Origin of the sequence: Vibrio sp. bablab_jr001 (genome assembly GCF_016464285.1) — a bacterium.
Taxonomy (GTDB): domain Bacteria; phylum Pseudomonadota; class Gammaproteobacteria; order Enterobacterales; family Vibrionaceae; genus Vibrio; species Vibrio fluvialis.
Genome location: NZ_JACDWZ010000038.1, coordinates 1 through 12,244 on the forward strand (window position 1 = coordinate 1; position 12,244 = coordinate 12,244).

Consider the following 12,244-nt stretch of genomic DNA (forward strand, 5'->3'; position numbering starts at 1 on the left):
AGATGGATGTGTTTAATTATATAGAGATGTTTTACAACCCGAAACGACAGCATAGTTCCAATGATGGGCTATCACCGTTAGAGTATGAACGTCAGTATTTTAATGAGGCTAAAAGTCGTCTACAGAAGTAGTGGCGATTCAAAGGAGAAATATACGACTAGCTACCAATCTTATGTCACCATTTCTGTCACCGTTATTTTTAAACATAGAAAAACAAATGTAAACTGTTAAAAACAACAAAGCCCCGTAAATAGGGGCTTTGTTGTGGTTTTTGAACCTATAAAAACAGATTTAAATACTATTCTATATTCTGGATCTGCTCGTTGAGTTTTTGTTTTTTATTTTTTAAAAACAGTAATTTATGTTTTCTTGTTTTGTGTGTTTCAGGATCTTACTACCCAATATACTACCCAGTTGGTTTAAATCATCGCGTTTTTACATTAACAATAGTTTTACTTTTAATGATTGAGTCTTCCAGTGCTAATCTAGGTAATATCACATTTTTTACGTACTGTCTTGAGATTCAGCCCCAGCCTTTGTCTACTACTGCGAATAGAGATGTCGCCGCATTTAACAGTTGGTGGATATCTAATGATTTACACATTATCCGTATAAATTACCATTTAGGTAGATCTTGGCATGATATAAATGTAAATGATATTCATTTTTATTGGCGTATGGGTGTGGATAATCTTTGCACTCCAAGGTAAATCTATTGCCTTTGACGGATGTTAACCCTCTAGTACGATCTGTAAGATTTAGCAAGAAAACATACACTAATACAGGAATGTTTCATCTGTGTTTCTAGAGCAAAATGCGATAAGCGTGGACTTTAACTGCATCATCCACTTGTGGATCTCTTACCAGTTGCAACAGATTCACTTTCAGCGTGTATAACTGGTTTTGGTACCAGAAAAATCCCTCCTTACCATAAAGATAATAGTCAATGCTTGAAGTATTTGAGCTTTCATCTTTAGATGTATAGATGGACTCTTTTTTGGCGATGATACTCATTCTTTTTTGGTAATTTTTCTCACGATGAGTCGCCTTTTCTCCAGATTCTTCTTTTGTCTTATCCTCTACGAATAAAGATGTAAAAGTGAATAGAAATGTCCTTGTAGGTTCAATGAAGCACGGTAGAGTTACGCTGTCGATATCCGCTCTTTTCTTATGAAAAATGATTAGCTCCATCTTTACGAGCGATTTTATACAGTCAGTGATCTTTCGGCTATTGGTCCCTAAGCGAGCAGCGAGCCATTTTATACCTCTCGGAATACCTCCAAACTCAAATACATAGTTTTCCGCTAACAGGAAACACAGGCTAATCAGGGTTGATTTACGTTGCTGCCCAATGTCGTCTCTTTGTTCGAAAAAGTTGTAGATGTTTTTATATTCAACAAGATCTTTTGAGATAACATTTGAGCGAAACTTAGACTCGCTCAATGGACAAGAAGGAAGAAGGTAAGTATCAGCATAAGGAGTGAAGTATGGCAGTATTGACTTCAGTTCATGCCAATCTTTCATCATCAAATAACGAATAGGAGAGTAGGATTTCCTATCGATCTTTTCTTCTTTTGAATACCCTCCAGAAAACAAAATATATCCGCCTTCCCTATCATACGGATTGATGAAATTGTGTAGCTGATGAGTGTCATTCTTTTCCAGATTTAGGTTTTCACTTTCTTCCATTATAAGGACCTCTAGCCGTTGTTTGTCTAGCAGATTATATTATATATTTTAGTGTAGTCCGATTAAAAATCAATAAGATAGATAAAATGGTTTTTTCACTTTTTATGTGAGTAAGCTCCAGAAGTAAAAACGTATAAACTGAAGTTTTTGACAATAAATGAGGATGCGTTGGGTTGTTTTGGAGTGATGGATTGCTGTTGAAGTCGTGGGCATTATCGAGCTATCTCTTCATTAACTAGCTCAATAGATTGTCATTTAACTTGTAACTTACTTGGATTCGAGAGTGGGGAGAGAGCATCGATTTTTCACAGTTCAGTGCCTAGGTGTTGACGGTTAACTAGCATTGCTCTTTTAGACGGACAGGAAATGTATACGTAGCAGTTTTTTACATTGTCTGTCTGGTTAGTATTATTACAGTCATCTCTACCCTATCAATACACCCATTACATCGGCATAAGCTCATCAACTGAGTCACCCCTAGTGACTCACAGTACGCAATTAAAAATAACGACACAGACCTATCTATGAACCTAAACACAGGAGTAGATAGGAATGAATGTACGTTCTAGGAAAAACAAAAACCTCAGACTAACCACCAAGAAAACGTTTCTGGGTAGACCTATCCAGACCGAGCATGGTCCACTCTATATCGACTACTTAGAGAAGATGCACAATACGATTGATCTCGCATTGGACGAGTATCCTCGGCTTATGGCTATTCGCGTGGATTTGAGGTTTCCTAAGCTCAGGAAAAATGAAATGAGCGGTAATGTCATGACCGACTTTCTACGCTCATTACAGTCGCAGATTGATCACTCGGGAAAACGAAAGAAAAGAGAAGGGAGGGCTAGAGTGCATCCCTGCAAAGTGCGGATTGCTTGGGTGAGGGAGCGCTCTACTTCGATGAATGAACACTATCACCTAGTACTCATGTTCAACAAAGACAGATTTAATTGGCTAGGGAAAACTCAAACGCAACAGGAAAACTTAGGTTCCTTTATTGTAGAAGCATGGGCGAGGGTGGCTGGTGTCGACTACGAAGAAGCTAACGGATTAGTCCATTTTTCAAAGAGAAAGAATAGCGACAGTGTGGTCATCCACCGCTTGAATTGTAACTCTGATGACTTTGATGATGCGTTTGATGAGTTCTTCAAGCACATTAGCTATCTAGCAAAAGAGAACACCAAGCACTTTGGTAGCGGTAGACGAAATTTCGGCCATAGTCATAAGTAGCTCAAAAAATAACGGTAGTAACAGTTCCTGTGGGAATCACAACAAACCACAGGAACCAATCATGATTCATCAACTTAACGTTACTCATAGTCGTTCAGATGCTCTTAACCACCTCACCATCACTCATGACAGAACCTTCAATGGTAAACCACTCTACTACTTTGAGGATGGTCTCGTCCTCGAATACCTAGAGGGGATAGACCGAGTGCTGAATGAAGCTCTAAACCAATATCCAAGAATCTTTGCTGTTCACATCAACCTAAACCTACCGAGTGACTTCGGAGAAGATTACCTAGCGGTGTTTGCCCATTTCTTTCGTATTTTAGAATCGGAGACTAATGAGCTCTGTAGAGACAAATACACCGACAGAACTTATCAATACCAGCAAACGGTCATTCGTTATATCTGGACGAAAGCCAGTGAACCCACCAGCGATCACCATCATCTTATCTTGCTCTTTGATAGGGATCTCTTTCAAAACTTCGGCACTGGACGAGAGGGTTGGGGACGTTTTCTCTACAAAAAAGTGAGGAAGACATGGGATAGGGTGGTTGAAGATTATTACAGCCAACCATGCTCTGGATTAGCCTACTCTCCTACGAATGAAGGTTTTGAGCTGTTGTCTGACGCTCAAGTGTTCCCGTTACAGTTAAACGAGTTTTTTTATCGAATCAGTCGTCTAGCGAAGCCCACTGCCAACCGGAACGCTCACCCCAACAAGAGCTTTGGTTGCAGTCACGACTCACCTTAAAAATACAGAGCGAGCAATGCCTATGTCATTCACACACTGAGAGGTATTACCCATGTCGAACACAACCCACCTTCCAACCATTACTCGTGCTAGAACATTTAAAGATTATCCATTGTTTTACAGCAATAAGGGACTTTATGAATCAGCGCTTACCACGATGGATAAGGTCTTTGATCAGGCTCTCACTCAGTATCAACGTACTCTTGCGATGCGTTTGGATTTATACCTGCCTAAAGATCATCAAGACACCGATCTCAGCATCCTTAATGATTACTTTGACATTCTGAAAGAGAAAATCGATGCCGATTCGTTGCCTTATATATGGCGTAAGCGAGCTGATAAAACCCCTTCACATAACTACCGAGTAATGCTGTTTCTTGATGATAGTCAGTACTTCGGCCCTGCCATTTGTTGGGATAAAAGTAATCAGCTTGTGGATCATCTAAAAACAGCTTGGAAGGAAGCGATAGAAAAGCACTACAAAGGCAAAGAACGATCAATGATCTTGTTTAACGACCGAGGGAACTATGGACTAGGAACACGCTGTAAGAGCAAAGATACCAATATAAAGCGTTGTGTCTTCCACCGCATGAGCAGTCTTGCTGAAGCGTGGGAAGAAAAGCGTTACTGCTTTGGCTCTAGCTTGGAATAGACCGACTACTTTTTTTTACAATGGCGGCTTATCACATGGGTATATACAAAGCAGGAGACGATTCCCAGTGAAAATGAAATTTCTACGACTTAAAGACGTGATGTCACTAACAGGGCTAGGCCGCTCCACTATCTACAAGTTCATGGCTGATGAAACCGATTTTCCGAAGAGTGTCCCACTCGGTGGACGTGCCGTGGCTTGGGTCGAAAGTGAAATAGAGGAATGGATGGAGCAACGTCTAGCACTGCGAGACAACGCAGAATCCTTTCAGTAACACAAACATCAAATCACATCATCAACGGGGCGCTGGCTAAGCAAAGTCATGCGCCCTTTTTACAATTAGAGAGAGATAAAAAATGAGCTATTCAATTTACGTAGACGGCGCTGCACCAAACAACCAACACGGATGTATGCGAGGTGGTATTGGGCTGGTGGTTATGGATGAAGACAATGAGATTGTTCATGAAGAGAGCTTTACCATCAATCGAAAAACCGACAATGCTGAGCTGGAACTACTGGCCTTAATTGAAGCATTGGAATACGCAGAAGATGGGGACGTTATCTATTCGGACAGCGATTACTGTGTGAAAGGTTTCAATATCTGGATGGACGATTGGAAAGACCGAGGCTGGCGTCGAGCGGATAAGAAACCGGTTAAAAACCGCCAGCTTTGGCAACAAGTGGACGAGTTGAGTTCTAGGAAGTATGTCGAGGTATTTAAGGTCAAAGCACATTCGGGCATTGAAGGGAATGAAAGAGCTGACCTGTTGGCGGTTGAAGCGGCGGAAGCTGACTAATACAAGAATTCATAGTTTGGGAGGGTAGCACCTCTCAAGCTATGCCCTATTTTTTGTTTGGGATACGTTGGTTAATGATGAAGTCATTATCAATAGGTTTGGATGTAGTGGGTGAAAATCACAATGTCTGCAATTGGTAGACCGAACTCATGGTTATAAATCCTGCAATTCCCGCTGGTTAGGTAGAATACGCCCATTGAAAGTAGCGGATGGATTTAACTGTGGGTTATCGAGTGGTACGGTTAACCGAACTGATGGCATATGAGTTTGGTCAGGTTGAAGGTGACATTGGTCGGCTGGACGAAAGAGCGTTAGGCTCGGCACTCCCTCAGGGGGTGAGCTATTCCAGTTTTGTGGACAAGCTGAAAAATGGTGAGTTAGCACTATTGACGGATTCCCCTTCTAAGCCTGTGATGCTCCGAGATGGCATGAGCAAATCATGGAGCTTGTCGGCGGAAGGGCAAGAGGCGTTATCGCCAGAAGCGAAAAGTGCCTACCTGTCCAGAACGAGAATGTCAGGCGGTGCGGCTGGCAGTGCTGCGCCCACTCAAAGCGCCGCTGGTTATGTGTCAAACATTGAAGAGACGCACGTTCCTGAGCCCGTAAAACCTGATACCTCAGATGCACCACCAAAACTGCAATACGAATATTGCTTTGAAGTAGCTTGTTCTGATGAGACGTTTAGAAAAAGCGTGGGGTATGCGTTTGAACTGGCGAAAACCCAACAAGAATCCCTGATTGGCAGTTGGCAGGGTCAAGCAACCGATTATGGTAAAACGGCACTCCTTGCGATCCCCGCAAATGGCACAGCAACGAACCTTGGCATTCTTAGCTCCAGTACGACAAATACGATAGGCACATGGTCGATTTCAGGAGAAGCGTTAGCAGGCTTTGCGCGAATGGGGGGCTTTCTAGTGGCCGCCTTATGGCCGTATCAGCTTGTGGATGGCACCTTAGAGGGAAATCCAGATTTTTCGGCCAATGACACTACGACGATGCGTGTACGTTTCAACATGTATACGGACGAGAATGGTAAACAGCAAGTCGTAGGTATTAAAACGGGAGAGGGTAGCGCCTATGGTGAGCGAGTTGCGAAGCGTGAAGCTGCACAACAAGGACAGCACTTTGTCGCGGAGCTAGAGAGTGGGATTACCATTACATGGGCACCGTACGGTTCAACGGATGTACTGACACTTGAAGATGGAACACCAGAGAATATTGTTAGAATCGTCAAAGAATGGCGCTTGTCGCAGGGCTTACCTTGATTTAAGAGTTAAGTTGCTTTTTAACAGATAACATATACCTTCAAATAAGTGTATTGAGACAAAAAAAGAATGGGGAGCAATCACGCTCCCCGTTGTCATTTTTACCGCTGCTGCTGGTACATATTAGCATTAATTTTCTGTGATGGCTTCACTGCCTTCAGACATTACTAAGTGTAGACTGGACTAGATTAAGGGGAGCAGGTCAGGGCATTAGATTTACCGTTCGTCGGCGTGGAGTGTCCTGCATAAAGTACGTCAAGCTCATCCTTAGCGACTACGGATTTCAATTAGTATGTGGTATGCAATATGTTGCTTTTAATGTTTAACATCATTGTTGGAAATATAATTACCAGTTCGGAGCAAATAACCCATATCAGGCCAAATATTGCCGCACAAGCGACGGAAAGTGCATTCTCGCGAAATTTCCTCATACCTCTCCTTTAAGCCGACCAATATGTATTAGCCTTAATCAGAGTTAGTTCTCCGTGAAACTGAGACGGTTTGTGCTATTTATTCTTCTTGTTAGTCTTCCGAGGTATTGAGTGACAACTCCAAGGCTCGTGTTTCGCGTTGTCTTTAACATTTTGGTCAACAAACTTGTAGTAACTATCTTTAGTTTTTGTCCACCAATCATCATGAACATCAGCACCATGCTTTTTAATGAGTTCTTCTATCCCATCAAGATTGATATTTACAGCGTCATACGCGAGATGTATCTCACTATCTTTTATGTTGTAACTCACTTCATCAATACCAAATACACGGTCTATTTCTTCAATGAGAGCATCACAATTTATTTGGGTAACATTACTTAACCTCAGATTGCGCACTACTAAGTTCTGCTCTCTGACACCGACTCTATGATCTAAATCGCTCATTATGTTATCTCCTAATGTGAATGAGAATATTTCTATCACTTTTGATTCATGCTTTTTACTTTCTTAGTTTTTTTTGAATTTTGGAATCCAACTTGAGGTTGTGTTCATATAGTCACGGTACTTTGCTCCGAACTCAGAAATAGCATAAGCCTCTTCACGCCTAGCCAGTTTTACATAAACCACCACCAATATAGGAAACATCACCAATGTGGGAATCGTCGGCCACTGCAACAAAAAGCCGAACATGATGAGAATAAATGCTACGTATTGGGGATGACGGCATCTTGCATACCATCCTGTAGTCGCAAGTCGATGTTGCTTTTGTGCGTGATGAAGTACGTTCCATGCTGATGACAAGATAAAGAAGCCAGTAACGATAAACACCATGCTTGCAATGTGGAACAGATCCCAATGAGCATCGCCTTCAAAACCAAAGAATGTATGCAATAAGTGCCCATTTTCGTGTGCGTAGAAGTTTACTTCTGGGTAATTTTTATTCAGCCATCCAGACAAGAAATAGATAGTTAATGGAAAACCATACATTTCAGTAAATAGGGCAACTATGAACGCAGAAAATGCACCAAGACTTCGCCAGTCAGTTGATGTTTTGGGTTTGACAAAACTAAAAGCAAAAAAGATAAAAATCGCTGAGTTCAGTATCACCATTGACCATAAGCCATAATCATAGGTCTCATTCATGGTTGTTCTCCTTTTTGTGCGATGTTTTATGTCCTTCTTCTAGTCCTTGTATGTAGCCATCGCGGTAGGCTGCGTTCTTTTCACTAAGTTCTTGAAAGTTCTCTTTCTTATCGTGTTCAGTTGTGTGTGAATGATTGTGTCCATCCTTGCCATGACTGCTGTGCATAAATACGTGAATCAAAGGACATAACAATAAAATTAAATAGGGAAGAAATAGCAGGACATGTTGCCCATGTTCAAACACCAAGAAGTAAGTTGCTGCGGCAGTCAGTGCCAGAGCAGCCCAGCCTGTCGGCGTTGACCAGAATTTAGGGCTTTCATTTTTCATGTTGATCTCCTACTGGCTGTAAGTTTTAAGCATACATTTATTTAAACCACCTTTAAGACACCGCGATACATCTGCATTTGACAATGAAATTCGTATTCACCGGGAGATAAGCTAGGCAGTGTTATTGATGTTTCAGAATTAAGTTTAAGCTGTTCACTTATATCTAATGATGGAATTAGCAGAGTCTCAGAACAGGGTGTTTGATCTTTGCGTAAAAATTTAAGTGAAATAGGTTGATTTGCGTTCAATTGAATTGATGATGGCGAATAGACCCCATCCTTCACTTCAATTACCACTTCATTGTTTTTAACAATAGTTTTAGTAGGTTTGTATAACCAGAACCACCAAACAATAAGCGCGATTAATGCTAAGCCGGATAAATTAATCACCATCATAGAGATTCTCCTTAGTGGTCTTTGGCTTTAAATAAACGTAGTCGATTGGCATTTGACACCACAGTTAATGACGAAAACGCCATTGCCGCCCCCGCAATGACAGGACTCAGTAGGATGCCAAAGAAGGGGTAAAGAATACCTGCTGCAAAAGGGACTCCCGCTACGTTATATACAAACGCGCCAAACAAGTTTTGCTTGATGTTTTGCAGTGTCGCTTTACTCACTGCTATCGCATCAGCGAGCCCGTGAAGAGATCCACGCATTAGGGTTATATCTGCGCTTTCAATCGCTATGTCTGTACCTGTGCCTATTGCAAAGCCTACGTCGGCTAATGCCAGAGCTGGAGCATCGTTGATACCATCGCCTGTCATACCAACGATTTCTCCACTGTTTTGAAGTTCTTGAACCTTGTTGGCTTTATCCTCAGGAAGCACTTCTGCTAAAAATTCGTTAATCCCTGCTTTTTTAGCCACAGCCGCAGCAGTTTCCTTGTTGTCACCTGTTAACATGATGACCCGTATTCCATTTGCCTGAAGTCGCTTGATCGCTGAAATAGAATCAGACTTAATCGGATCGGCAACGGCAATAATTGCTGCAAGCTCGCCATTGATAGCAAAGTACATGGGAGTTTTGGCTTCTTTGGCTAAGGATTGTGCCTGCTTTGTGTAGTTAGACAGGTCGATACCTTTTGTTTTCATTAGTTTATCGTTGCCAAAAAATAAGGTGTTACCTTCACAGGTTGCTTCTACACCAAATCCCGTTATGGCGTTAAACGCTTCAATTTTTAGTAATTTAACCCCTTTTTCTAAAGCGCTTTCAACAATCGCTTGTGCGAGAGGATGCTCTGAGCCGCTTTCTAAACTAGCGGCAAGCTGCAACACGTTTTTTTCGTCTATAGCATGCGCCAAAACGATATCTGTTACTTTAGGTGCTCCTTCGGTAATCGTGCCTGTTTTATCTAAAATCATGGCAGTGATTTTAGAGGCGGTTTGTAGCGCTTCTCCGTTGCGAATGAGTACGCCTGCCTCTGCTGCTTTTCCAACCCCGACCATAACAGACATAGGCGTCGCTAAGCCTAGTGCACATGGACAAGCGATGATTAACACTGTGGTTGCAGAAACGATGGCAAAAGCAATCGCAGGCTCTGGCCCAAAGTTAAGCCATGCAAGAGCACTTAATATTGAAATGATCATCACCACAGGGACAAAATACGCTGAAATCACATCGGCTAATCGACCTATCGGTGGTTTGGAGTTTTGTGCTCGTTTCACCATATTAATGATTTGTGCCAGCGCAGTATCTTTGCCAACGCGTGTCGCTCTAAATAAAATCATGCCAGATTTGTTCAACGTACCAGCGACAACTTCGTCCTCTTTAGCTTTTTCAACTGGCATAGGTTCACCGGTGAGCATCGATTCATCAATAGAAGTATGCCCTTCAAGTACAACACCATCGACAGGAATTTTTTCACCCGGTTTTACTTTCACTACATCGTTAAGTAAAACCTGCTTAATATCTATTTGAACTTCTTTGTTGTCACGAATGACGATCGCTGTTTTGGCTTGCAATCCGATAAGACGCTTGATGGCTTCTGAGGTTTTCCCTCTGGCTTTTATTTCGAGCGCTAAGCCCAAATCAATCAAACCTATGATCATGGCGGTGGCTTCAAAATAAACGTGCCGAGCCATCAGTGGAACGGCGTAGGGAACAAACACGACAACCATTGAATAAACCCATGCGGTACCTGTACCTAATGCGATCAGCGTATCCATATTGGCTGAGTGATTTTTAAAACTTTTCCACGCGCCTATGTAGAAATGCCTGCCGGAAAAGAACATCACTCCTAGCGTTAGCAGGCCAACGACTAACCATGACAATCTCTCTATATCGGTTTCAACTGTCATTTCACCGACAATAATGCTGTAGACCATCAAAGGGACACCGAGCGAAAGCGCAATAAAAGTATCTCGCATCAATTTTTTGTAATACGCCCAATCGGCAGCTTCTTTTTCATCAAGAGTATCTGTATCCGTAGTATCTTCGTCGAGAGGTTTAGCGTTGTACCCAACAGATTCTACAGCTTTGATCAATGATTGAGTATCCGCTGTACCAGATACCAGAACGGTTCTGTCTGCAAAGTTCATCTCTGCACTCTGAACGCCCGGTGTATGATTCAGTGCGGCTTCTATTTTGCCGACACAACTGGCACAACTCGCGCCTTCAATCAATAATTGTTGTTCCGTTAATTCTGTGATCATAGTTTTATCCTTCTCTTAGCCTTCCGAAGGTTGTCTTTTGGGGCTGGTACCAACTGTTTTTGGACAAAGCACCACACTAATCTGTGTCATTTTTTACCATCGTCTAAACCTAGGTCACATGCTCATTTGTAGTCTAGACCTATGTCTAAGGCACAGGTCAAGGACTTACTTTACCGTAACTCTCCAACTGGCTTTGTTGCTTAATTCGACATGAAGCGTAGGTAGCCTTAGACGGTATTAACACCTTGTGATATGAAGTTTTATTTACGGAGTGGTGTCAGACTAAGTCTTTTAAAATGACAAGTAACTGTCGCAAAAATGACAAAACCTTAATATGAGGCATCTGCGGATAAAATTTCGCACTAAAATGTGGGTGCAGACCATATTTTGTAACTTAGCGCTCAAATAAAAGTAACAAATAGTAAGAGTAACCAGTAATAGCAATTGAGTGCATATAAAGTGACACAGCTGCCTAACTTGATGTTTATTTCTATTGGGAAGTAATTGGAGAGCAAAAAATGCTGAGTCTACACTTAGCTTGAAATGAATAAGTACTAATACTTTAGCGTTCTCATCTAATCAATAATTATGAGAGCAATGATCGGCATCACCATTGAAACGGTTTAGAACGGGAGAATGATAAATGCACGATGATTCTGCTTATGGTTTTTGGTCGCTGGTGATATTGAATTCGGCTATCTTTATTTTCTTTGCTTTTAGTTTTACCAAGCCGAAAACGAAAACTGACTGGCGCAGTTTTGGGGCTTTTTCTGCCTTTATCATTGCGCTTTTTACCGAGATGTATGGATTTCCGCTAACAATTTATTTTTGTCTGGTTGGTTGAGCAAACACTATCCAAATGTGGACTTTTTCAGTCACGACAACGGACATCTGCTGCACACGATTTTGGGTTTCGAAGGCAGCCCTCATGGGGACCCGCTGCATATCGCCAGCAATATACTCATCGTACTTGGCTTCTTTTTGTTAGCGTCGGCATGGAATGTCCGGCATAAAGCACAGCAAGCTCATTCCTTAGCGACTATGGGGGGATGCTCGCTGTCGTCACCCGCAATATATTGCTTTCATCATGATTATGTTTGGATTCCTGTTGCAGTGGCCTACGCTTCCCACATTGGTGATGTTCCCTATATTGGTAGCGGTCTATGTACGACTGGCTAAACGTGAAGAGCGTATAGCTATTGAAGAGTTTGGCGATGATTATAGCCATTATATGGAATCAACACCAGGATGGATTCCCCAAATTACTGTCGATTAAACGACTACAACCTATTAAGGATT

General features: G+C 41.9%; 12 protein-coding genes and 2 pseudogenes. 8 read left to right on the forward strand and 6 right to left on the reverse strand.

Annotation, left to right across the window (positions count from 1 at the left end):
• Nucleotides 1-131 (forward strand): IS3 family transposase (locus JIG40_RS02620; protein WP_199464714.1); only part of this gene is annotated, 131 nt, incomplete at its 5' end.
• Between the two features lie 673 nt (nucleotides 132-804).
• On the opposite strand, the gene JIG40_RS02625 is transcribed toward JIG40_RS02620, so the two are convergent.
• Nucleotides 805-1,689: a hypothetical protein gene (locus JIG40_RS02625; RefSeq protein ID WP_014204111.1), complete on the reverse strand. Its 885-nt coding sequence runs from the start codon at nucleotides 1,687-1,689 to the stop codon at nucleotides 805-807.
• A 552-nt stretch (nucleotides 1,690-2,241) separates the two neighbouring features.
• Here JIG40_RS02625 and JIG40_RS02630 point away from each other — a divergent pair.
• From JIG40_RS02630 to JIG40_RS02655, 6 genes and pseudogenes are all read left to right on the forward strand, one after another.
• On the forward strand, nucleotides 2,242-2,922 hold the full coding sequence (locus JIG40_RS02630; RefSeq protein WP_199464715.1) for an inovirus Gp2 family protein: 681 nt from the start codon (nucleotides 2,242-2,244) through the stop codon (nucleotides 2,920-2,922).
• Nucleotides 2,923-2,983: 61 nt separating this feature from the next.
• Nucleotides 2,984-3,673, forward strand: a complete 690-nt coding sequence (locus tag JIG40_RS02635; RefSeq protein WP_199464716.1) for an inovirus Gp2 family protein — start codon at nucleotides 2,984-2,986, stop codon at nucleotides 3,671-3,673.
• Between the two features lie 52 nt (nucleotides 3,674-3,725).
• Nucleotides 3,726-4,325 carry an inovirus Gp2 family protein gene (locus tag JIG40_RS02640; RefSeq protein ID WP_199464717.1) on the forward strand — a complete coding sequence of 200 codons (600 nt, stop codon included), beginning with the start codon at nucleotides 3,726-3,728 and terminating at the stop codon, nucleotides 4,323-4,325.
• Between the two features lie 73 nt (nucleotides 4,326-4,398).
• Nucleotides 4,399-4,599, forward strand: coding sequence for an AlpA family transcriptional regulator (locus tag JIG40_RS02645; RefSeq protein ID WP_041942452.1), 201 nt, complete (start codon nucleotides 4,399-4,401; stop codon nucleotides 4,597-4,599).
• Nucleotides 4,600-4,681: 82 nt separating this feature from the next.
• Nucleotides 4,682-5,122, forward strand: a complete 441-nt coding sequence (locus tag JIG40_RS02650) for a ribonuclease HI (RefSeq protein ID WP_014204106.1) — start codon at nucleotides 4,682-4,684, stop codon at nucleotides 5,120-5,122.
• A gap of 209 nt (nucleotides 5,123-5,331) precedes the next feature.
• A pseudogene (locus JIG40_RS02655) lies at nucleotides 5,332-6,315 on the forward strand (S-type pyocin domain-containing protein); the annotation flags it as partial.
• A gap of 578 nt (nucleotides 6,316-6,893) precedes the next feature.
• On the opposite strand, the gene JIG40_RS02660 reads toward JIG40_RS02655, so the two are convergent.
• The 5 genes from JIG40_RS02660 to JIG40_RS02680 all read right to left on the reverse strand — a co-directional run bounded on the left by JIG40_RS02660 (nucleotide 6,894) and on the right by JIG40_RS02680 (nucleotide 10,945).
• Nucleotides 6,894-7,265 (reverse strand): hypothetical protein, encoded by a 372-nt coding sequence (locus JIG40_RS02660; protein WP_041942451.1) that lies wholly within the window; start codon nucleotides 7,263-7,265, stop codon nucleotides 6,894-6,896.
• Nucleotides 7,266-7,328: 63 nt separating this feature from the next.
• Nucleotides 7,329-7,964 carry an isoprenylcysteine carboxylmethyltransferase family protein gene (locus tag JIG40_RS02665; RefSeq protein ID WP_014204104.1) on the reverse strand — a complete coding sequence of 212 codons (636 nt, stop codon included), beginning with the start codon at nucleotides 7,962-7,964 and terminating at the stop codon, nucleotides 7,329-7,331.
• A complete protein-coding gene (locus tag JIG40_RS02670) occupies nucleotides 7,957-8,292 on the reverse strand; it encodes a DUF2933 domain-containing protein (RefSeq protein WP_014204103.1) in 336 nt (111 codons plus the stop codon). The genes JIG40_RS02665 and JIG40_RS02670 overlap by 8 nt, the downstream gene beginning before the upstream one ends.
• Nucleotides 8,293-8,333: 41 nt before the next feature.
• Nucleotides 8,334-8,687 carry a cupredoxin domain-containing protein gene (locus JIG40_RS02675; protein ID WP_041942450.1) on the reverse strand — a complete coding sequence of 118 codons (354 nt, stop codon included), beginning with the start codon at nucleotides 8,685-8,687 and terminating at the stop codon, nucleotides 8,334-8,336.
• 11 nt (nucleotides 8,688-8,698) lie between these two features.
• Nucleotides 8,699-10,945 carry a heavy metal translocating P-type ATPase gene (locus JIG40_RS02680; protein ID WP_014204102.1) on the reverse strand — a complete coding sequence of 749 codons (2,247 nt, stop codon included), beginning with the start codon at nucleotides 10,943-10,945 and terminating at the stop codon, nucleotides 8,699-8,701.
• Nucleotides 10,946-11,588: 643 nt separating this feature from the next.
• Here JIG40_RS02680 and JIG40_RS23010 point away from each other — a divergent pair.
• Nucleotides 11,589-12,221, forward strand: a pseudogene (locus JIG40_RS23010) (isoprenylcysteine carboxylmethyltransferase family protein).
• Nucleotides 12,222-12,244: the final 23 nt, after the last annotated feature.